This is a genomic window from Paraburkholderia sp. Ac-20347, from assembly GCF_017104805.1.
GTDB lineage: Bacteria > Pseudomonadota > Gammaproteobacteria > Burkholderiales > Burkholderiaceae > Paraburkholderia > Paraburkholderia tropica.
This window is the reverse complement of the sequence record NZ_JAAGPN010000017.1, coordinates 1-21,436: the sequence shown is the minus strand read 5'-3', so window position 1 is coordinate 21,436 and position 21,436 is coordinate 1. Positions and strand designations below refer to the sequence as shown.

Here is a 21,436-nt window from a genome sequence, read left to right as displayed (position 1 = left end):
CGGGTAACACATTCACTGACCGGGGGGCGACGGCAGGCAATGCGCGGGTAGGCCCGGCGCATTGCCTGCCGTTCGCCGAAGCGGACGTCTGAGTTTTTCGCATGCGAACGTGGCGACGCCGATGAACGAACAGCTCTGGTCGACGTTCGAAACGCAGTAATGCGCGCTATGCGCATGCGCCGGCGGCCGCGTGCCCGAGCGCCCGCAGCCGCTCTGGCCGGCGCACGTGATCGAACCGCCGGAAACGCGGAACGCTGGCCGTAGGGCGCAATAAATGTGTCACTAGCGCAGCCTCGATTTGACGGTGCTTTCCGTCGTCGAAGTGACAGTTTTGTTTCCACTCCGAGCGCGTTAAAAACATCACTTCGCCTCAGTGCGTATTAAATCTGACACTTCGCTTCCGTGCTACGAGCGCGGAACTACTGAGGCCTGATCTGCACCGGCGCAGTTTCGTCGAAAAATGCCGCTATATCGCTAAAATCCGTTAGCGATATAGCGGCGTTTGCGGCGAGATCTGCGCTGTATGTTTCCGTCAGTGGCCGAGGGTGTGTCAAAACCCGCGCGATCGCCTAGACTGAATCAACCTGTTAGCGCGAGAGGCGGAGATGGGGCGATTCGTCGAAGGTACAAGCCGCAATCAGGCCACGTTGCTGCCGGAGTGTCTCGAAGACTTTGTCGCTCAAGACAATCCCGTGCGGATCGTCGACGCATTCGTAGACGAACTCGATCTGGCTTCCATGGGCTTCGAAGGCACCACGCCGGCGATCACGGGCCGACCGTCTTACCATCCCTCCGTTCTGCTCAAACTTTACATCTACGGCTATCTCAATCGCGTGCAGTCGAGCCGACGTCTGGAGCGCGAGTGCCAGCGTAATGTCGAACTGATGTGGCTGACCGGTCGCCTCGTGCCGGACTTCAAGACGATTGCCGAGTTCAGACGCAGCAATGGCGCCGGCATTCGCAATGTATGCCGCCGCTTCGTGGTGATCTTCAAGATCGTCCTCGTTGTCCAGCTTTTTGAGGAACTCCTTCTTGGGGCCTGCGCCATGCTGCTCAAGTTCCAGGACTTGCACCGTTCGAGTAGGCAGCGATATGTATCTGAAGATCGCTCGCCTGCTTCGCCAACGTGTCTTTTTCCATAGCGAGGAGCTGACCGAGAGGTGTACGGGATTGGGGTGCACTGCGTCCGAGTCTGCCGACGACGAACTCGATCGCCTCGATCGCGTCGCGCAGTCGGCCCCCGTATACAGGCTCGTGATGCGCGATGCGGTTTCTTGTTTGGTAGATGCGCTCCAACTGCACCGCGACATCCGCGCGCCGGAGGGATTTGTCCGGGAAAACGCGCTTGAGGGCGGGGCGCCAGAGCACGTGTTCGTAATCGGCGGAAAAAAGTCGCTTCCAGAAGAAAAGACTCAGCTGGGCAACGATCTGACCGGTTGGCACGGCGATCGCTTTTTGCCGAGCCTTGACGTGCTGTTCATGGGTGAAGTGTGCCGGCACGCCGTTGCGGAAGATTCTCGCGTCGAGGGCGCGCTTGTCCGCTGCGCTGAGTTTCGCGTAGGCGGCCTGCTGTGCACTCGCGCACGCTTCGCCTATTTTGCTGGATTCCTGCGGCTTCCATTCGAAGGGTTTCGGCGGCGTGCGTAGCCAGTCAGGTGCGTTGAAGTGCTCTACAAGTTGATCACATATGGCGTTGCGCAGCGAGATCTCTACGACGGCCGTTACGGCCATAAGGCCGCTCGCGACCCGGACAGTTTCCTGGTGTAGCTCCACGGCGCCGCGTGCTGATCCCGCGAGTGCTACAAACGTGCTGAGTCGTTCGCCAGAGAGCAGGCGGGTAATTTCGGCGAGTTCATCATCTTCGAGTTGCATTTGACGGCGACCTTGGAATGAGATAGTCTCGCAGGTGAAAAGTCGGGATCAGTGTCGGCTGCTGCCTGTAAAGGTAAGCGGACCCCCGACTTCCTGCTGTGAAAGGGCGCCAACGTGTTGGTGCCCTTTTTTATTTCACGGCGCTGTTAGTCGTCTTTGGACTCTTGTTCGAGCGGCTGTTCGCCCCTCACAAGGCCAATCAGGTCATCTTCTTCCAGCTCAAAAAACTTACGAATGCGCTTTGAATTCAGAGCGGGCCATTGCTGCGCGCGTCGAAAGGGAAAAATCGCGTACTCACCGCCCGAGCTATGGACCAGATGCCATTTGAGATGGAGGAGTTCGTCCTCAAGCTCGATCATGAACGACTCGTGCAGACGGATGCGTTCGGTTACGACCTCGAGCGTACGGCGCGTAAAACGATAGCCAGAAGCGTCCTCGCGACTTTTCTCGCGGGCATATTCGAAGGCGTTGAGGACAAGCAGAGCGGCGCACTTTCGTGCGGAAGGGCGGGTCGACATCGTAGTCTCGCTTTTAAGGGTGCTGCAAAAATGGGTTACTGAAAAAACGGTTTACTGCAAGGCGCTGCTGGAAATGCATTGCCGTGAAAACACGAAGGCAAGTTTTCCAGCGAGGAAGAGAGTAGCTGTTCGCCGTTGCAGCGTCAAGCCGTGCGTACCAGATTTGGTGCTCGCGCGCCAATGGCTGACCTCGCCACTGGCGGCGCCGCGTGGCGTCGAGAGCCCTACCGATCCACTATGCCTTGAGCGACTGGAGTAGCGGCATTTCTTCCAGTGTGACTTCAAGGTCTTTTCGCTGCAAACCGTAGTGCTCGAAAGACTCGTCCTTGATCTCAGAAATGAGCCCGTTGTGATAGGAAGCCATCCAAAGATACTTGGCGGCTACGGAGGAAAGTTCGTCTGCGCCCCCGGCGTTCTGGAGGATGATCTCTTTGTGTCGCTGCAGGAAGACTGGAATGTTGTCAGCCTCATCAATCTCGGACAAGAAGGCTCGAAGATAGTCGACGAAGTGGATTCCATCGCTGTCTTTTCTGAGGATCTTTCGAATATGGGAAAGATCTTGCTCAACAGTGTGCTCTGCCGATGTCAGACGTGGATCTTTCCGTACTTGATCAATCAGGTATGGGTCTACAACGATCCGCGGGTAGTTTGCATAGATCGATTCAAGTTCGTATGCCCTGACGAAACCTGGGCCAAAGAGGATTTGCTCGTCAACATGAACGCTGCCGAGAGATACGCCGCCGCGAACACAAATGCCGTGATTGATTAGTTCTCCTTGCATATGAACTAGATCTAGCATCTCGTAAAACATCAGTCCATATCCGGCTTCCTTGTTTGCAGCCGAGTCAAGCGGCCGGATGCGGATGATCGAATCGGAAAACTGTATGACTCTGGGTTCAAATCCCTCGCCGTCCTCGGTCTCGTTTAGTCCCGAAAGCCTGCGGACCGTGGCCAGCTTTTGAGCTACCTGCTCATACGTGTTTTTCTGGATCAGATTCTTAAACCCTAAAATGTCCACGAATGTAATAACAGCTTCTCGGTACACACGACCTCCTTAAAAAATTAACGAGAGACGAACGGCGGCTTGCCGGCGTTGAGTAAAACGAGATAGCGGCGACATGCTTGCCGTGTCCAACCAATCTTTCCACACCGGCCAAGCGCCTGCCGCGTTGTGGCACGTTTATCGTCCGCACCCACATACTCCACCTGCGGACTGCGGCTAGCGTAAGAATTTAGCGAGAAGGTGGAGCGTAATAAACTGCTCTTCGCGCCGCATCTGCGCTGTTCGCAGTTGCTCCTGCAGGGCTGCGAGGCCTTCACCTGAACGCGCCAACGAACGGCCGGCGCAATTTTCGGACACGTCAAGCCAGCTTCGTAGGTGCCTGATTTCGGCGTCGATATTGAGCAGGACGACCAGGGCGTCCTCTGTGCGAGAAGTCATTTTCTCTCCGATGAATCACGGCATTCTGAGAGCCGCAAGGCCGCGCCCGGGAAAAAGCGCAAACATGCGAATGCGTATTTTGCTGCGCGCTACCAGGCGAGTGCAGCCCAACGGCATGGGCTTTGCGCTACATGCGCATCAACCATTCCTCACGGAGAACATCATGGCTGACCGGCATCGCCCGGGCGAGATCGTGAAAACTTCCGGCATCTACAAGGTCGTTCGCGAGAGCGCGGAGGGCTCGTTCGAGGTTACCTGCGTGGAAGGCGAACATTTTCCGCCGACGCGCGGCGGGAAGGGCGCTCACTATGAGCTTCTGCACGCCGCGACCCATTCCCATAAGCGCAGCGAGCTGGGTTCGGGAGACTGAAGGTGGCTGCGGGTCGGAAGCGCTCGTCGTCCGCACCGGGGTTGATTGCGGCCGGCGCGCCGGAGAAGCTAGCGACGTACGGAGGCAAGCGCAATTTCGAGATCACCCCCGAACCGGTCAGCAAGCCAAGCCGGACGCGCCGTAAATTAGGGCCGCCGTCGTTCGTCATCCAGAAGCACTGGGCAAGTCGCCTACACTACGACTTTAGGCTTGAAGCGGGCGGCGTGCTGTTGTCGTGGGCGGTGCCGAAGGGGCCATGCTATGACCCGAAGGCAAAGCGGATGGCGGTTCACGTGGAGGACCACCCGCTCGACTACGCGAGTTTCGAAGGGACCATACCGCCGAAGCAGTACGGGGCTGGGGACGTCATCGTTTGGGATAGGGGAACGTGGGAGCCTTTGGGCGATGCCGCCGAGGGCTTGACCGCAGGTAAGCTCGTTTTCCGCCTTCATGGCGAGAAGCTCGCGGGTCTGTGGGAACTCGTGCGGATCTCGAAGCCGGGGGAGAAACAGGACCAGTGGATGCTGTTCAAGAAGCGCGATGAATGGGCCAAACCACTGTCCGAGTACGATGTGCTCAAGGCGTTGCCCGATAGTGTCGTTACGCACCCCCTGGGCCTGATAGAGCAGCGAGAGCCGAAAGTTGCACCAACACGCGCGGATACGCCGTTGGCCCCTGATCTCTCTGCCGCGGTGCGCGCACCGTTTCCCGCGAAGATCGAGCCCCAACTCGCAACGCTCGCCCCTTCGTTGCCGGTCGGCGGTGACTGGATCACGGAAACGAAGCTCGACGGTTACAGACTACTTGCTCGCATCGAAGGGGGCGAGGTTCGCCTTCTCACACGTAGCGGCCACAACTGGGCGGCGAAATTTCCCACGCTGGTCGGTGAACTGGAGGCGCTGGAGTTGTCGACGGCGTGGCTCGACGGCGAGATCGTGATGCTGACGGATGGTCTACCGGACTTCTCCGCACTGCAAAACGCGATGGATGCGCGAACGAGCGGTGACATCGTCTATTTCCTTTTCGACCTCATGTACGTCGATGGCGAGGACCTGCGAAGGGTGCCGCTGTGGGCCCGGCGCGCGCGGCTTTCGCAACTTCTCGAAGGCGCGGGCGAGCATCTGCGTTTCAGCGAGGCATTTGACGCGCCCGCCGCCGCGATGTTCGAGGCGGCGTCGAGTCTTGGCATCGAAGGCCTGATGCTCAAGAGGCGCGATGCGCACTACGAATCCGGGCGGACCCAAACCTGGCTGAAAGCGAAAGCGCGTCTGCGACAGGAACTGGTGATCTGCGGGTTCACGACGCGGGGCGGGAAGGACGGGGAGATCGGCAGTCTGCTGCTCGGCTACTACGATGATGGTGCGAAGCTCGTCGGCGCCGGCAGCGTGGGTACGGGCTGGAACGCGAGGACCGCGCGCGATCTTTGGGAGCGCCTCGCTCCGCTTGAAACGCGCGAATCGCCCTATGACGTTGCCGTAACCGGATCGCGGCGCTGGTCGCGGCGAGCGGCCGGTGGCGAACGGTGGGTCAAGCCGCAGCTCGTCGCGGAGATAGAGTTTGCGGAGTGGACGGCAGACGGCGTTGTGCGGCAGGCCTCATTCAAGGGTCTCCGACTCGACAAGCCAGCGAAGACAGTTGCGCGCGAGGGCGGAAAGACAAGCGCCTCAGAGCCGCCGCTGGCGCTGAAGATAACGCATCCCGAGCGTGTCGTTGATTCGTCGGCCAATATCACGAAAGCGGACCTTGTGCGCTACTACGCGAGCGTGGCCGAACGCATGTTGCCGCACCTTGCCGATAGACCCGTAGCACTGGTTCGCGCCCCGGCGGGCATCGGCGGCGATCTGTTTTTCCAGAAACACGCCGAGCGAACGGGCATGCCTGGGCTGACGATCCATGACCGCACGTTGTGGCCGGACCATCCGCCGCTTCTGTCGGTCGACACGGAAGAAGCGTTGATTTCGGCCGCCCAGATGAATACGGTCGAATTTCATACCTGGAACTCCACGATCCGCCGTATTGATCGACCCGACCGCGTGATCTTCGATCTCGATCCAGGGGAAGGCGTGAAGTGGGCGCATGTTCAGGAGGCTGCGCTGCTGGTGCGCACGTTACTCGAAGAACTCGATCTCAAGGCGTGGCTGAAGACCAGTGGAGGCAAGGGTCTGCACGTTGTTGTGCCGTTGACGCCCAGAGCGGGCTATGACGCGGTCAAGGCGTTTTCGCAGACGTTCGTGCGGCACCTCGCGAAGACGATACCGGAGCGATTCTCGGCAACGTCGGGGCCGTCGAACCGTATCAAAAAGGTCTACGTGGACTACCTGCGCAACGGTAAAGGCCAGACCACAGCCGCGGCGTTCTCCGCCCGCGCGCGCCCGGGCATGGGTGTCTCCATGCCGGTGTCGTGGGAACAGTTACTCGAGTTGAAATCCGGCGCGCAGTGGGGAGTCCAGACAGCACGCGAGTACCTCAGCTTCGAGTCAGCGGATCCGTGGTCGGAGTACTGGTCTACGGCTCAAACGCTAACCGTGGCGACGAAGTTGCTGAAATGAGCGGCACCATTCTGCGGTAAGTTGCACGCGCAACGGGGCTCTCGTCGATGGAGCTGCCCTTTGAACTTGCGTGCCTGATCTCAGAGACGAATGCCGCTCTCGACCTGGAAGTCCACACGCTCGGCGCGGTATGGGACGCCTCCGGTAAGTGCCAGAAAGCAGAATACTAACTCAGTAGCGGTCGGAATATTTTTCCTGTTCGGCCATCGGTCAGCTATTTGAGGAAATTAATACTGGTTATTAAACGCGATTCTTACAGAATTTGACAGCGACTTAAACGCCTGTTATTTTCGGCCCGCAATCTTGGGCCTCTCGTGTTTTATGCGGCACGATTAATCAGCGGTGAATATCAGGCTAATTCAAATCGCATAAAGTGAGATTCCTCCGGGGGATAAGGTCGTGAACATCCAGCGAATATTTATTGGCGCGCTCCCGTCGCAGGACACCCGCGCCTTTCGACTCTACTGGCGCAGTTCTCAGACAGATCTCGCCGGCTTGCTGCTTTTGCAGAGGCTTGATATTCGTGAAGATCTTTGCGGCGGTGTCGAGGGGCGGCTGTCGTGCATTTCGACCAGCACTGGTGTTTCGCTTCAGAATTTCCTCGGGCAACCGCTGACCGTGCAGATGGTAACGGATACCGGTGCGCTTCAGTCTATATGCGGGATCGTGACTGACGCGCACGAGGGTGAGTCGGACGGTTCTCTCGCGACATATCAGTTGGTCGTGCGTGACGCGCTATCGGTACTGGAGCGTCGTATCAACACGCGGATATTCCGGACCAAGAACACGCTGGACATTATCCAGACGCTCGTGCGCGAATGGCGCACAAAGAGCTCTACTCTCGCCACCACGTTCGACATCGATATGTCGAATATCGATGCCTCGAAATACCCGACCCGGGAGCAGACGCTGCAATTTGATGAGTCGGATGCCGACTTTATCCGGCGACTTTGCCGCCGCGAAGGCATCTCATGGTTCATCAAGGCTGGAGGGCAGGGCAGTTCGGACCTCACTCAATCGCCCTTTCACACGTTGGTGCTTTTCGACAGCGTGATCAAGCTAGAGCAAGGCCCGGCAGGAACGGTTCCTTACCACTCGGACGCCAGCGTTGGGACGTCTGACTCCATCACGCTTCTCTCGACGGGCCGACAGCTGGTCGCCGGGTCGGTGCGCCGGGTGAGCTGGGATTACAAGCCCAGCCAGATGGACAAGCTGCAGGCACCGACTCGGGTGGATCAGGGCGCTGCGGGCAATGACCTCGGGCGTCTGCTGTCTGACTCACGCATCGATGCGCCTCACATTGCCGATTCTGCGGATGACAACCAGCGCCTCGGCAGAGCCCGGATTATGGCGCACGGTGGTCAGGCCGTGAGGATCGACGGCGCGAGCGGCGTTCGCAACCTCGAAGTTGGCACCTGGGTCACGGTCTCGGGGCACCCCGAACTGGATCAAGTCGATGAGGTAGACCGCCGCGTGATCTTCACGTCGCTTCACCATCGCGGAGAGAACAATCTGCCCAAGGAGCTTTCCTCGCGCGCGCAATCGCTGTTCACTGCGAGCCGGTGGCTGTCTGACACGCCGCCAGCGTCTGTTCCTACGCGCATGCGAGGCGCCCAGGGCGACGACTCCGAATCCAGCCGGTACGAAAACACGTTCACGGGTGTGCCGCGTGGCACGCCACTTACGCCTGTCTACGATCCACGCGTCGATCTTCCCCGCGTCTATCCGATTACCGGCGTCGTGGTTGTGCCAGACGGCGAGCAGGTTCACACCGACGAGTACGGCCGCATCTTTGTGCAGATTCAGGGGCTCGACGAGGCGGACCACGCCCATGCCGCGGGCGCAGGTACACAGGGCACGCCGGCGGACAGCGCAGCGGTTCGTGTACTGGGTAGCTGGTCTGGCGCAAACTTCGGCCAGAACGCCTTGCCCCGAAAGGGCATGGAGGTCCTGCTCGATTTCCTGAATGGCGATCCTGACCGGATGTACGTGGCAGGCGTATTTCCCAACGGCCAGAACATGCCCGCCATGTTTAGCCGCACCGGCGCGCTCCCGGGAAACCGCTACCTTAGCGGCACGGTGAGTCAGGAAATCAACGGACAGCGCTCGAACCAGCTCCGTCTGGACGATACGCCGCAGCAGATCAGCGCTCAACTCGCGAGCGACCATGCTTCCTCGCAGCTGAACCTGGGCTACCTGACGCATCCTCGCTCCGATGGTAACGGCACCGATCGGGGGGAGGGTGCCGAATTGCGCACCGACGCAGCAGCATCAGTTCGCGCTGCGCAAGGCATCCTGCTGACGACTTATGCCCGATCGCAGGCAGCCGGTGGGCAGATGGATCGCGACGAACTGGTTTCGCTGCTCTCTGAATGTACGGAGCTCTTCAAGTCGCTGGGTGACTATGCCGGACAGCACGGTGGCGTGGCTGCCGATGGCAACGGACAGACGGAAGTCGCGAACGCGCTGAAGAACTGGAGTCCGGGAACTGGCACGGGCGGGACGTCAGGCACGACGCAAGGCAGCGAACAGGCATTGATGGCGTTTGGCGCGCAGTCGGGTTCAGCAAACCTCACTCCCAAGACACACGTCACCTATGCGGGAGAGAACATCGACCAGATCGCGCAGCAACATTTGCAGCTCATGAGCGGGCAGCGCCTGAACGCGACCGCGGGACAGGGCATGCAACTCTTTGCGCGCGGCAAGGGGTTTCAGGCGGTCGCGGGTGAGGGCCCTGTGATCTTGCAGGCGCAGGCAGACACGCTGACCGCCGCGGCGCAGAAAGGTGTGGCGATCAGCACGAACGAGAACGAGATTGTGCTCTCGGCGCCGACCGTGCGCCTGATCGCCGAGGACGGGAGCTTCATCAAGATTGGCGGTGGTGTGACGCTGGGAACGAATGGCGACATCAAGTTGCAATCGGCATCGCATCAGTGGGGCGGCCCCGCAACGGAAAGCGCTCCCAAGAGCGCCTTCAACAACCAGCCCACCGATCAGCGCTTTCGGTTGCATTATCCCGGCGAAGATGGACAGACGGCGGCTGCGGCCAACCAGCCATACCGCATCGCACTCGACGACGGACGCGTGATAGAGGGCAAGAGCGATGCGAACGGCCTGACCGATCTAGTGAAGGATGACGCGATGCGCGTAGTGAAGATCGACATCCTGAAGCCCGTTCTTTGAGCAACGGACAACACAATCATGGCGAATTCAAGCAACGATTATCACGTGACAAGCCAGGCTGCAGCGGTTACCCACGCAAATCGCGGGGGCGATCGCCCGGTACTGCTACCCGGTGATCTCCCGGGTATTGTGATCTTCATCCATGGCGTCAACGATCCGGGCGCAGTGTACTCATTTGTTGAGAATGGCCTGTGTACGGGTTTAAACGAGCGCCTGTCGCGGGCTGACCTGAAACCCGGAATTTATGGCGCGGCGTATCAGGCGGCGGTTCAAGCTACTGCTGGCAAACCGCGTTCGCAGGCGACTGCCCAACAGGCGAATCTCCTTGATGATCCCGACCTGAACCTGTACCAGCGCACTAATGCCCGGGGCACACACAGCGGTTTTATCCCGTTCTATTGGGGTTATCGCGCTAAGAGCGAGGATATTGCCCGCGCGAACAATCCGGGCGACGTAACCAGCCGGACAGCAGACGCCGATGGCAATCTGATGACGCGCGGTCAGTATCAGGACATCCACGGCAACCGGCTCGACAAGCATTTCGCGAAGGGTGGCGGCTTCTTCGCAAACGCCACAAACAACATCCCGGACATGTATGGTCCGGGCTTCAAGGCAGACTGGAAAACACAGCGCGTGACCAAAAACGCGTTGGGCGGCAACTCCATGTATGCTGCCGACGGCCCGGACCGACGGTATTTCGTGCTAGCCGCAACGCGGCTGGCCAATCTGATCACCACGATTAGGGCAATCAAGCCGAAGGCGCTGGCAGAGGCTCATGGCCTTGATCCACAGCACGAAACGATCACGGTCATGGGCCACAGTCAGGGCACCATCCTGACGCTTTTGGCACAGGCCATCCTGAAGCAGAAGGGGCAGCGGTACGCTGACTGCATCATCATGGTCGACAGTCCATACAGCCTTTACGAAACAGACGGCTGCAACCAGACCGGGCACGCCAAGCTGAAGACGCTGATCGATATCGTCAACGAGGTCACACAGCAGCCGTACAGCATCCCGAAGCTCGCCGATCTGCTGATCGGCGCGGAGAAGCACGCTGGTCGGGCGGGAACCGGATGGACGCCTACGCAGGGAAAGCGTCTTGACCCGAGCGGCAAGAATTGGATTACGTTCGATGAGCGTGATAACCGCGGCAAGGTCTACCTGTACTTTTGCCCGGAGGACACGGTCGTCGGTCTGAAAAGCGTCCGCGGTATCGGCACATACGGTGTGCCCGATGAGGTTCCGGCCGACGGCGCAGCGCTTAAGTCCCAGTCCGGACAGAAATCCATGTCAGCCATGAAGGCGCTCGAGCCGAAGCGTTTCTTCCAGCGGATGTGGACGCGTATGGAGAGGGACCACAATGGCGACGGGAAATTCAAGAAAGTACTGGTTGGCTTGAAACCGGCCCGGGTGCCGGTGCGAGACGCGTTCGAACGCCTGTCACCTGGCCCGGATGCCGGCGCCTCAATGCTTGGGACAGCCAAGGCAATGGGAACGAATGCGGCGTTGCAGCAGAATTTTGTGCGCAACGACATCCGGTACATCAATGGCGAGGAACTCAAGCCGCCGTATGAGCCCAAGATGTACGGGGGCGAAGCTGTTCAGGGCGGTCCCCGCCCCGGCCACGCTGATGTGGCCGGACAGATGGCAGATGACGACGTGACGAAAGACGTGATTCTTGGGAACCAGTACGCGAAGCTGACCTGGGTAACGGACTCGCATTCGATGGACCCGACGGGAGAATTGGAAGAGCGTAAGGCGGCGTTCAACGCAAACAAGGCAATCGACGATCAGTCGCAGAACTGGAAGGTTGGAGGGCTCGGCGGCTTTGCGATCCTGCGCGAAGAAACGCCGAATGAGGCGCGCATCCGATTGGGGCGTCCAGAAAGCTACGAGGCGAACAACTACCATTCGGGGGTGCTGCATAGCGCCGAGAATCACCGATGGGTCACGGCAATGGACGTAGCGATCGGTCAAGCGGTGACGCTGGACGATCCGGTGTGGGGAGATTTGCTAGTGCGCATCGCGGACTGGAAATTGACCAAGCCTGCAATGAATAAAATCACGGGCAACGCTAACTACAGGCGCTTGCCAGCGGATACTTCCGCCCTGATCGTTGCCTGCGCCGCGTACTACCAGAACGGTGATTTCCCAGACGGACTGATTTCTGATCTCCCGCCGTCTTTGGTGACCAGCGAACTGACGCCGAAGGCCAGCGCTGCGCAACAGCAGGCCATTGAGCAACAGAGGGCGGCGGACGAGCGCTTCTACCAGAACCAGGCCGCCCAGAACTGGGGCAAGCTGGGAGGTCTCTGATGAAGCTACGTATCTGGCCTTACGTGGCAGCGTTTATCGTGCTGTCAATCATGTGGACCGCCTACGTGACGGCGGGACACTATAGTTACTGGCGGGAAACAGGACAGGAGATGCCGGGCATGGTGAGCAGTATTCGGAATGGTGTGCTGGTTGTGCTGGCGCTGGCTGCCTTGGTCTATGGAGCGGGATTTGCGTGGCTGCAGCGGACGGGTGCGTCCAGCACGCCGGGTTCGTCGCCGCCGGCACAGCAGAGATCGTCGGCCGCCTTGGCATCGGGCTTTGACGGTTCGCAAAAGATGCTGTCGCGGAGCGGCCAGGACTTCGTGCTCGAAGTGCGGGGGGTCGGGATCGTGACGGGCCCATTTACCAATCAGGAAATCTGGCAGCGTATCGAGGCCAAGGCGGACAACCACGCGACGTATCTCTCGCAAAACCCCGCGGACTATCCGGGCAGCGATGATGAGCGCCTCACTTATCTGCAGGTCGCGAACTCGACCGCTTTTCAATTCGGTGCCGGTCGTGCCGTTGACCGTTGGCCGGTACCCGTCATCGTCTGGGGGCCTCCGAAAGACAAGGCGAACCGGTTTCGGGCAGCCATCGAAATCGCGGGTAGCCGTCAGGACGCAGGCCTGGGCGTGACGTTGTTCCTGTGGCAGGACGATGCCAATACCGAAGACGGCGCGGGTATGCTCGATAAGCTGTTTCAGTTCTTCGATGCGCACCCGGACGTGCCTGCGGCATTGGTATACAGCTATGATGGGTCGTTGACGCGTGATTTGCTTGGTCCTCCCGGTAGCGGCAAACCACCGTCGTTCGAGCACATCATTCCCGCCATACCCGACAGCATCGGCGTAATGATGGTGAGTCGCTCGGACCGCGTCGATCGGCTCATCCGCCCGTTTGCGGTTGACCAGACCGCCGCCATTAACAAGACGAACACCGAATACGACATCATCAAGCTGTGGAATTTCTATTGGAGCGAATCGAGCGCGTTTCAGAAAGAAGTCGATCGCGAAAACGGCGGTTTCGTCAGCGCCTTTGTTCCCCGTGCCGACTGGTGGCAAGCGCGTCTGCCTGAACTCTGGGGGACGCTTGGCAACCAGGGGCCTGGTCAATTTACGCCGACGCCTTATATTCCGGTGCGCTGGACGACATGGCAGCTCAAGCAGTTCGACAATGCCCCGTTGTTCGGCTACCTGCACCGACCGGTGGACGTCAAGCTCACTGACGATCATGGACGTCCGTTGAAGATGGCTCAGCAAGCCGAAGCGTTGAAGGCCGGATGGGCAACGGCGGTCGCATCGCTACACGGCGAACTGGAGCCGAAGCGGGTGTTTTATGACACGACGGGAGACCGCCAGTGGGTGATTCCGTTGAGCCAGGCATTGGCGCAGACGGGCAGCACAGCCCCCAGCCTCGATGACGTTAAGGAAGGCTATGACATTGGTGCTCGTATCGGTAACACCGGAGTCAGTTCGCCTCTGGTGCAGATCGGTCTGGGCCTGATTGCGAGCTACGATGACGGTGGTGCCAGCGCGACAGTGAATCGCCGGCCAAACGGCACGGCGAGCATCGTAATGGTCAGTCCACCAGACGCATCGGTGAAAGCGGCCTGGTCACAGAAGGCCAGGGGTGCTGATCCATTCCAGCTGAAGCCGTAACTTTTTTACCGATGACGGGATCTATCGAGAGGGCAGAACGGGCACGCACGCGCGTCCCGGCGACCGGTGCGCACGGCACAGCGCGATCCAGCGTTGTCCGTGCGGGCGTGGCAATCTTGCTGGTGGCATTGGGCGGGGTCGTTGGTGGCTCATCTGCGTATTGCGACGGCGTTGGTGGTGCAATGCTCGCGACGCTGTTTTTCACCTTGGGCATTCCGTTTGAAGCATTGATGCGGTGGCCGGGTGAATTTGTTTTGGGGCTGCTGGGGTACGTCGCGGTGGTTTTGATCGTCACGAAGTTCTCGCGACTAAAGCTTGGCGTGCGCATCGTCGCTCCGGCAATCCTCGGCAGCGCCGGGTTGAGCTGGCTGGTGACTTCCATGGTCAATAAGTTCGGCCATACAAACTGCGCTTTTATGTAGTTGCAAACCGGTGGGTAGTTCTATGCACAAAGGGGAGCTGTCGGGAGGATCGGGTGCAGCGGCGGAAAGCGTACGCCGGGCGCTGCGGTCAAGCTGCCTGGCTTTTGCTGCGATACTGTTCGCGACGGCATGGGCGGCGCTGATAGGCGGCTGTTTCGCCTACTGCGATGGTGGGGTTGCTCGCGCGCTGCTGTGGGCCGGGATTGTGGGAATCGGCATGGGAAGCCTGGCCGCAGTGAGTTGGCCCGGCGAGTTTGCCATGGTTGTGGTGGCCTACGTTGCTGTTGTGCTGGCGATCGCGAAATGGTCTCCCGTAAGGCCGAGTCTTCGCGTCCTGCTGGTGGCGGTGGTGGCCGGCGCCGCTGCTGGTTGGCTGGTGACTGCGATCGTGAATGGGTTCGAGCACAGGGTGTGCGCTCTCATGTAGAGCGGTGCGGAACATGAACAAGCTGAAGTTGGGAGGCTGTAATGCGTGGCGTGATTCGTGTAGGTGATTCGACGAGCCACGGCGGCAAGGTTGTGACTGGCCGCGACGGTTCGACTGTGATGGGCCGCGCGGTCGCATGCGTTGGCGACCGGTGCACCTGCCCGCAGTCTGGCCACAATGACTGCGTGATTATCGAGGGCGATCAGTCGGTTCTCGTAAGCGGTCGTGCCGTGGCCTTTGACGGGCATAAGATTTCATGTGGCGCAACGCTCATTTCGTCGGTGTCAACGTCGGGCCTGGGCTGATAGGCCCGTATGTGTCCGGCGTGTCTTCGGACGGTGTGAATCACTCCGGTCGCCACAATGATGCAGCGACAAAAGAGCGAACCACACAGATTGGGGCGGTTGATGTCAGATCTCAAATCGAGCTACGAACGCGAACTTCAGTTTCTGCGGCGTGGTCTGGCTGAATTTACCGCACGTAATTCACGCGCGGCGGGACGCCTCTCGATGCAGGGCGAGCACTCGGAGGATATGCACGTCGAACGGATGATCCAGTCTGCCGCGCTCCTCAACGCACGCGTGCGCGAACGACTTGAAGACGATATCCCCGACTTCACGGTCCCGTTGCTCGAAGTCCTTTATCCGGAATTCCTGCGCCCCTTTCCGTCGTGTTCGATCGCGTGTTTCGAACCCAGTACCGCGGTTGAGCGGCTTGCGTCACCGGCGGTTATGCCACGAGGTACCCATCTCACGACGCGCGCCGGTGAGTACGGCTTCAGGACGGTCTATGACACGACCGTGTCGGCGCTCTGCATCGACGACGCTGCCTACCAGATTCCTTCCGCTGTGCCAGGTAACGTGCGGTTGCCCGAAGGAACAAGCGGCGTTATTTCGATCAGTTTCGCGGTGCAGTCTGGTGCCGTTGATTTTGCGAGCGCCGTCCGGGGCGATGTCCGGGTCTTTGTTGACGCGCCGGAAGCCGCAGTTGCTGCGGTGATCGATGCGCTCGTGCATCGCGGCAAACAGGCCTTTCTGGAAGTTGATGCGAGTGGGCGCTGGACTGCGCTCGATGCCGTTCCAATTTCTCCGGTTGGTTTTGGCGAGTGCGAAGCAATCATCGATCTGGGCGGTGCGTCCTCATACCGTCTTCTGCTTGAATACTTTGCGTATCCCGAGAAGTTTCACTTTCTCGATTTTCGGCTTGGCGAACTTCTCGCCGGGCGGCGCGTGGTGAGGCGCCTGTCGATTCACGTGCCGGTTTCCGGTCTTCACCCTGATTCGCCGCCGGCGCTCGCATTGGCGACATTGTCGCCGTCGGCTTTCCGGTTGAGATGTACGCCGGTCGTGAATCTGTTCCCGTGTGCGGCAGAGCCGATCGCGCTGAAGGACTCGACGCTTTCCGCTTACCCGTTGATCGCGCAAACGGTGAATCCACAAGGCGTCGAGGTCTGGGCTGTGCAAAGCGTGCGGCTAACGCGCGACGGCGACGGCGCGGCAATCACGCGAGAGGTGAAGCCTTTCCACTCTCTCGACCACAGTGTTGGATTCGCGAGTTCTACGGACCGCAGGCAGGTGCTGTACTGGCTTGCGTCACGACCAACGGGGCACGAGGCGGTCGTCGCGGGTGACGGGTGCATGCTGGAGTTTGTGACGGCACGCGGCGAGACTGCCGCACCGCCGCGCGATGAGCAGGTTGACGCGGCGCTGCTTTGCACCAACGGTGTCGGGCCCGGCTCGATGCAGTGGGGGCATCGGGATGGCGACTTCGCCCTTGCCGACCGAAGTGCCGTCGCTCAGGTGAGCCTGCTGCGGCGGCCGAGTGATGCCACCGCGCGTTTGGCGCCAAAGAATCAGTACTGGTCCGTCGTCCAGAGTCTTTCTGCCGGGCCGTTCAGCCTCGATCAGAGCGGCTTGCCGGCTCTGAAGTCGTTGCTTGCAGCGCATGTGCCAAGCCGTGGTCAGACGAACGAGGATCAAATCGAAGCGATCGTTGGGCTGTCACGGGAAACCGCGATGGAGTGGATTGTTGAGAAACCTCAGTCGCGGATGGCGCGGGGCCTGCGTGTGCGTCTAACCGTTCACGAGCAAGGGCTGGCCGGGGTGCCAGTCTCCCTTTTCGCGCGAGTGCTTGAGAGCGTTTTCGTGCGCTACGCCCCCGCGCACAGCTTCGTGCAGGTCCAGATCGTATCGGCCGCGAATGGCGCGGAGCTGGCGCGCGGTCAACTCCTTCCGGGCGCCGTTCCGGTGCTGTAACAGCCGAGCCCGCTATGAAGCGCACGCCATCGGTGGCTCAGCCCTCACGCTTCCCTCCCGTCCGCGTACCAAGCTCGTCGCTGGTGCGAGCAATGCACCGTCACGCGCTGTTTTTTGCGGGCGATTCGTGGCAAGGCATGTGGACGGCGCAGCCGTTCACGTGCGCCCGCGGGCACACAACCGTCGTAGCGCCACGCAACCTTATCCGCAAGCGCGTGGCGGGTTGCAGTGAATGCGCAACCGAAGATAAAACGGCCCTGGGGCACGCAAAGTCGGCGCAGGCAGGTCTTAACTGGCTGGATGCTCCGTGGCGTGGCACGACCCACAGGTATCGACTTCGTTGCTCGCACGGGCATGAATGGGCGTGCGGCGGCCAGGCGCTGTTGCGGGGGGCGACTTGCGGTATGTGCAAGCGCGAATTGGGGCCGCTACCCGGCGATTTGCTGTCGGACGGGCTTGAGCGCTTGCACGCGGTCGCACGAGAACGAGGGGGCAAGTGTGTCTCTGCCCCATACATGGGGATGGCTCACGCGTATCGGTTCGAGTGCGAGGCGGGGCACAGTTTTGAGAGGCCCGGTTCAGCAGTGCTCCAGCGCGGCGCCTGGTGCCCAAAGTGTCAACGTCCGAGGGCAGTGCTCGCAGACGGCCTGGAACGGCTTCAGGCGGCCGCAACGGCCCGCGGCGGTCTGTGCCTGTCGCCACGGTTTCTCGGGACCGCTGTACGACATACGTTCAGATGCGCCCGCGGCCATAGGTGGGCGGCACTCGCGGGGACGGTTCTTTACACGTCGAGCTGGTGCCGCCGCTGCCAGCACGAAGCCGCGCTCGCCATTGACGGCCTCTCGCGACTGCAACAAGCGGCCCACGCCCACGACGGACGTTGCCTCTCAAAGCGATACGCCGGCTATCACAGTAGACACCGTTTTATGTGCGCACAGGGGCATCGCTGGGTAACCTCGGCCCAGTCGGTACTGAGGGGCGCCTGGTGCCCCACTTGCGCGGAAGCCCTGGCGGGCAAGTCCCTCCTTCTAAGCGACGGGCTCGCACGGCTCAAGTCACGTGCGGCGGAGCTCGGGGGGGAGTGCCTGGACGAAACATTCGCCGGGACCGCGCGATCGTACCGGTTTCGGTGTGCAAAGGGCCACGAGTGGTCCGCCAAGGGAAGTGCAGTTTTGGCTGGCAGATGGTGTAAGCGATGCGCGGTGGACAGCCAGCGCTGTTCTATCGACGAGGCGCGGGCGGTAGCGCGCGAGCGCGGAGGGGAGTGTCTGTCGCATACATACGTGAACGCTCGGACCCACCTCACCTGGCAGTGTCACCGAGGTCACGTGTGGGCGGCCAATTTTGACAATGTGCGGAATAAGGGGCGCTGGTGTCCGGACTGCAAGGTCCTCAACATGGTCACCAATTCAAAGTCTCGTTCGCGTTTGACGAGGATGCCCTCGCGTTAGGTAGCAATGCCGCAAGACGTGCACGGACGCTACTTCAGGCGCTAGCCGGCCAGGAAACGACGTTCGACCACGGGACGTGGATTGGCGACAATCGGAAACTGATCTGCAAAACAAACCTGCCGCGATGCGCGTCGCTGAACTGAATGGCGCGCAGACAACGGTCCGTCGCTTAGATCGGCCGCGAAAGGATCGCGGCCGAGGAGCGTTGACTCGCTACTTTCAGGTGCGTGAAAGCAGGTAGTAGCCAAAGCCGAGCGTCGCGCGCCCCCAATGCAGGTATGAGCTATGCCAATCTTGCATCCGCTTTAAGAACGTCGCCGAGTCGGGGTCATCAGGATTCGTCGCCAAGTATTGCATCATCGCGTCGCAGTACCTGCCTTCGTATTCATCCCACTCATCTTCGCTGCTGGTTGCGGTCCGCAGCAGGTTATAGCCCAACGCACGGGCGCGCTGGGCGTTTTCTGCGTGAGAAACGAATTCGTCGGCTGTTCCGTTAATTGCATCCAGATAGCCTTGCGCGGGTGGCTGCCTCCAATATCCCTCGGCGACGAGCAAACGGCCATTGGGCTTCAACCAGTCGAAGGCGACACGCAGGCATTCTTCGAACGAACCGAATGCATGCGTAGATCCAACGCAGAGGATTGCAGCGTATCCGTCTTCGGGCCGAGTGTGCTCTAGCAGAGGAGCGTTGATCAGACTCAGCCGTGAGTCGTTCGGAAATTCCTGCTGAAACGCAGCTCGGGCCTCGTCTAAGAAGCTTTGATTGATGTCGACGCCGACACCACGTGCCGGTGACAAGTGAAGCACATCTCGCAATAGCGCCGCCTTGCCACAGCCAGCATCGAGCACGATGTCGTCTGCCGAGAAATTCGCGACGAAGCTGCGAAGTAGTTCATGAGCTTTCTTCTGCGACAGCGGGCTCAGGTAACGGTGGTTGCTATGTGCGATCGTGGAAAAACGGAGCGGGTCGTAGTTCGTGTTGGTCATGGTTATCTTGCGAAACGGTATTGATGGATTTTTTCAACATCGATTCACAAAGAGCTTTCATACACGAACCTCCGAAATATTTTCGTTGTGCGGCGCTGCAAGCTTACCCAGATTCTCAGACAGCTGCAATTCTCCACGGTCGTGAACGGCTGCTCAGGGAGTTCGCGGATGGCTGGTTTGGGTGGCGGATTCATGCCATATGCATGAAGGGCTGCGCCCGAGGTAATCGTCACGCTCGGTCGTGGGGCGCAGGCCGGCCAAGAACGGCCGGTCGACCACATTGCCTAGATCGTGGACAATTGCCGTACTGGTCTGTCGACGGCCACGCGCATTCCTGGCGCGTCGGCGAATTGCTGCTCGACTGGAAAACCGAGATTTGGCGTCAACAAACGTGATCCGTTAAAAGATGAAGATTCCTCCTGGAGTCAGGAACGCAGACCTCTGGCGCAAACACTGTCGAAGGATTCGCGCCAGAGCGCTGGACTTGCTTGAAGGTCGTCTTGGCGTCATCGAAACAGCTCGGTTGATGCTTCCATTGGCATATTGGACCAAGGTTCAAAACGAGCCGGAGTTTCTATTGTTTCGTGCGATTGCGTCGGAAACCGACGATCTTCCAGTTGGCGACGTTCGGGCGCACTGGGCGGCGGATGCGCTAGAACGCGAGGACGTTCGCATTGAGGCTGCCGAAAAATTATGGCGTGAACAGGCGCTCTCTGCTGCCGAAAAGCTGGTCGAGCGGTATCAATGGACGATTGCTCGGAGGCACTCGTCACCTGACGAAGAATGAGATAGACGACCGCCCCATGCAACTACGAGACACCGAACTGCTACTCAAGGTCGACGAAGCATTGTCGGCCATAGGGCCCATGCTGACAGCAACGTGGCCAAACTTGCAGAGCATTCACCGTCAACTGATGTGGTGCCGCGCTCAAATTTCCGGCGAGCCGTCGGAGCCTAGACAGGGGCCACTTACGATGGGGCTGATTGCGACTCGGGAGTTTGACATGTGGGGCGATATGCCGGAGCTTGCAGTCCTCATCAATCGGATACAGCGTGCCTTCGAATGAGGTGAATGGCCGCATTGAACGGAGACGAGGGACCGCTTACGCGCCGCGATGGAGCTATCCGGAAACACGGGCGTCGATTCCAATCGCAGACGATTGTTGCGCGTCGATTCTTGCGACAGGACGTCTTGAGCATTCATTGAAGCGACTGAAAAGGAGTGAAATGAAAACAGACTGGAATTTGATTCGTGACGTTCTAAATGCGGCGATCGACAGTTGTGAGCGGCTGGAACAGGCCGGGTATGCTGAAGAGCATCGCAGCCGTTCCGTCCAGGTAGGCGGGCGACAAGTCAACGTGCTGGAGTTCTTGATCAGCGCTTGGACGCTGCCCGAGAACGTTCGCTACGAAATAATCCGGGCGCGTCACGACGAGAATCTCGATCTGCCTTATGTCCCGGAAACGGCGCGGATTCTCACCGCAGTAGCCGCCGCATGTGCAGAACTTATAGGCGCGGGGGGGACGCCACCGGCCGAGCCACATATGCGGGAAATGATTGATTGGTATCGGAACCACTTCGATCCCAACGTGGAACGCGCAATCTTGGCCGCTCCGTAGCCGGTCCGACGGGACGAAGATCTGGAGATCGAACGTCCGCTTTGTAGAACGTCCAAAGTCCGGAGTGGGTCGATACCGGAAGTTTGCAGGCAGCGGCGATACGCTTGCCATGGCCGCGTCTCAGGCTAGGACCCGCAGCATGGGCGAATGCGCGGCGAGTCTTGCCGTATCAGCGACAGTCACACCGTAGAGCGACGCCACGCGCTCATGTGTCGGATGAGCGCCCGTGAATCACCGCGGAGCTTGTCCATCAACATGTTCAGCTGCCGTAACGCCTCGCCATGCGAAGGGTTGATCTGGAGACACTGCACATACGCCTGCGCAGCGCCATCGTGGCCGCCGAGCTGATCGAGGACGCACGCGC

At 59.9% G+C, this 21,436-nt stretch carries 15 protein-coding genes and 2 pseudogenes; 12 read left to right on the top strand and 5 right to left on the bottom strand.

Annotation, left to right across the window (positions count from 1 at the left end):
• Positions 1-605: 605 nt before the first annotated feature.
• Positions 606-995, top strand: a pseudogene (locus G3N97_RS05275) (transposase); the annotation flags it as partial.
• A 58-nt stretch (positions 996-1,053) separates the two neighbouring features.
• Here the strand turns inward: G3N97_RS05275 and G3N97_RS05270 are convergent.
• The 3 genes from G3N97_RS05270 to G3N97_RS05260 all read right to left on the bottom strand — a co-directional run bounded on the left by G3N97_RS05270 (position 1,054) and on the right by G3N97_RS05260 (position 3,435).
• On the bottom strand, positions 1,054-1,872 hold the full coding sequence (locus tag G3N97_RS05270) for a hypothetical protein (RefSeq protein WP_205992256.1): 819 nt from the start codon (positions 1,870-1,872) through the stop codon (positions 1,054-1,056).
• 146 nt (positions 1,873-2,018) lie between these two features.
• Positions 2,019-2,390 carry a hypothetical protein gene (locus G3N97_RS05265; protein WP_205992255.1) on the bottom strand — a complete coding sequence of 124 codons (372 nt, stop codon included), beginning with the start codon at positions 2,388-2,390 and terminating at the stop codon, positions 2,019-2,021.
• Positions 2,391-2,625: 235 nt separating this feature from the next.
• The gene (locus G3N97_RS05260) at positions 2,626-3,435 is read right to left on the bottom strand and encodes a hypothetical protein (protein ID WP_205992254.1); all 810 of its coding nucleotides are present in this window, start codon (positions 3,433-3,435) and stop codon (positions 2,626-2,628) included.
• A gap of 559 nt (positions 3,436-3,994) precedes the next feature.
• On the opposite strand from G3N97_RS05260, the gene G3N97_RS05255 reads away from it, so the two are divergent.
• The 9 genes from G3N97_RS05255 (at position 3,995) to tssF (ending at position 17,014) form a co-directional block, all read left to right on the top strand.
• The gene (locus G3N97_RS05255) at positions 3,995-4,201 is read left to right on the top strand and encodes a hypothetical protein (RefSeq protein ID WP_205992295.1); all 207 of its coding nucleotides are present in this window, start codon (positions 3,995-3,997) and stop codon (positions 4,199-4,201) included.
• Positions 4,202-4,203: 2 nt separating this feature from the next.
• Positions 4,204-6,750, top strand: coding sequence for a DNA ligase D (gene ligD, locus G3N97_RS05250; RefSeq protein WP_346778019.1), 2,547 nt, complete (start codon positions 4,204-4,206; stop codon positions 6,748-6,750).
• Positions 6,751-7,149: 399 nt separating this feature from the next.
• Positions 7,150-9,933 (top strand): type VI secretion system Vgr family protein, encoded by a 2,784-nt coding sequence (locus G3N97_RS05245; RefSeq protein WP_205992253.1) that lies wholly within the window; start codon positions 7,150-7,152, stop codon positions 9,931-9,933.
• An 18-nt stretch (positions 9,934-9,951) separates the two neighbouring features.
• Positions 9,952-12,249 carry a DUF3274 domain-containing protein gene (locus tag G3N97_RS05240; RefSeq protein WP_205992252.1) on the top strand — a complete coding sequence of 766 codons (2,298 nt, stop codon included), beginning with the start codon at positions 9,952-9,954 and terminating at the stop codon, positions 12,247-12,249.
• Positions 12,249-13,910, top strand: a complete 1,662-nt coding sequence (locus G3N97_RS05235; RefSeq protein WP_205992251.1) for a DUF2875 family protein — start codon at positions 12,249-12,251, stop codon at positions 13,908-13,910. Before G3N97_RS05240 ends, G3N97_RS05235 begins: the two co-directional genes overlap by 1 nt.
• 107 nt (positions 13,911-14,017) lie before the next feature.
• Positions 14,018-14,332 carry a hypothetical protein gene (locus G3N97_RS05230; protein ID WP_146230162.1) on the top strand — a complete coding sequence of 105 codons (315 nt, stop codon included), beginning with the start codon at positions 14,018-14,020 and terminating at the stop codon, positions 14,330-14,332.
• Between the two features lie 22 nt (positions 14,333-14,354).
• Entirely contained in the window at positions 14,355-14,759 is a 405-nt protein-coding gene (locus tag G3N97_RS05225) for a hypothetical protein (protein ID WP_110330120.1), read from the top strand.
• Positions 14,760-14,800: 41 nt separating this feature from the next.
• Positions 14,801-15,064 (top strand): PAAR domain-containing protein, encoded by a 264-nt coding sequence (locus G3N97_RS05220; RefSeq protein ID WP_110330121.1) that lies wholly within the window; start codon positions 14,801-14,803, stop codon positions 15,062-15,064.
• Between the two features lie 102 nt (positions 15,065-15,166).
• Complete coding sequence (tssF, locus tag G3N97_RS05215) at positions 15,167-17,014, top strand: type VI secretion system baseplate subunit TssF (protein ID WP_205992250.1); 1,848 nt, start codon at positions 15,167-15,169, stop codon at positions 17,012-17,014.
• Between the two features lie 1,670 nt (positions 17,015-18,684).
• On the opposite strand, the gene G3N97_RS05210 is transcribed toward tssF, so the two are convergent.
• Positions 18,685-19,452, bottom strand: coding sequence for a class I SAM-dependent methyltransferase (locus tag G3N97_RS05210; protein ID WP_205992249.1), 768 nt, complete (start codon positions 19,450-19,452; stop codon positions 18,685-18,687).
• A gap of 406 nt (positions 19,453-19,858) precedes the next feature.
• On the opposite strand from G3N97_RS05210, the gene G3N97_RS05205 reads away from it, so the two are divergent.
• A complete protein-coding gene (locus tag G3N97_RS05205; protein ID WP_205992248.1) occupies positions 19,859-20,239 on the top strand; it encodes a hypothetical protein in 381 nt (126 codons plus the stop codon).
• 440 nt (positions 20,240-20,679) lie between these two features.
• On the top strand, positions 20,680-21,072 hold the full coding sequence (locus tag G3N97_RS05200; protein WP_205992247.1) for a hypothetical protein: 393 nt from the start codon (positions 20,680-20,682) through the stop codon (positions 21,070-21,072).
• 179 nt (positions 21,073-21,251) lie between these two features.
• Here G3N97_RS05200 and G3N97_RS05195 read toward each other — a convergent pair.
• Positions 21,252-21,436: pseudogene (locus G3N97_RS05195) on the bottom strand (hypothetical protein); the annotation flags it as partial.

Excerpts from the sequence above, each read along its gene's own strand:
- G3N97_RS05240 (WP_205992252.1), top strand. The coding sequence starts at position 9,952 with ATGGCGAATTCAAGCAACGATTATCACGTGACAAGCCAGGCTGCAGCG.
- G3N97_RS05255 (WP_205992295.1), top strand. The coding sequence starts at position 3,995 with ATGGCTGACCGGCATCGCCCGGGCGAGATCGTGAAAACTTCCGGCATC.
- G3N97_RS05205 (WP_205992248.1), top strand. The coding sequence starts at position 19,859 with ATGAAGATTCCTCCTGGAGTCAGGAACGCAGACCTCTGGCGCAAACAC.
- G3N97_RS05225 (WP_110330120.1), top strand. The coding sequence starts at position 14,355 with ATGCACAAAGGGGAGCTGTCGGGAGGATCGGGTGCAGCGGCGGAAAGC.
- G3N97_RS05200 (WP_205992247.1), top strand. The coding sequence starts at position 20,680 with ATGAAAACAGACTGGAATTTGATTCGTGACGTTCTAAATGCGGCGATC.
- tssF (WP_205992250.1), top strand. The coding sequence starts at position 15,167 with ATGTCAGATCTCAAATCGAGCTACGAACGCGAACTTCAGTTTCTGCGG.
- G3N97_RS05220 (WP_110330121.1), top strand. The coding sequence starts at position 14,801 with ATGCGTGGCGTGATTCGTGTAGGTGATTCGACGAGCCACGGCGGCAAG.
- G3N97_RS05210 (WP_205992249.1), bottom strand. The coding sequence starts at position 19,452 with ATGACCAACACGAACTACGACCCGCTCCGTTTTTCCACGATCGCACAT.
- G3N97_RS05270 (WP_205992256.1), bottom strand. The coding sequence starts at position 1,872 with ATGCAACTCGAAGATGATGAACTCGCCGAAATTACCCGCCTGCTCTCT.
- G3N97_RS05235 (WP_205992251.1), top strand. The coding sequence starts at position 12,249 with ATGAAGCTACGTATCTGGCCTTACGTGGCAGCGTTTATCGTGCTGTCA.
- G3N97_RS05265 (WP_205992255.1), bottom strand. The coding sequence starts at position 2,390 with ATGTCGACCCGCCCTTCCGCACGAAAGTGCGCCGCTCTGCTTGTCCTC.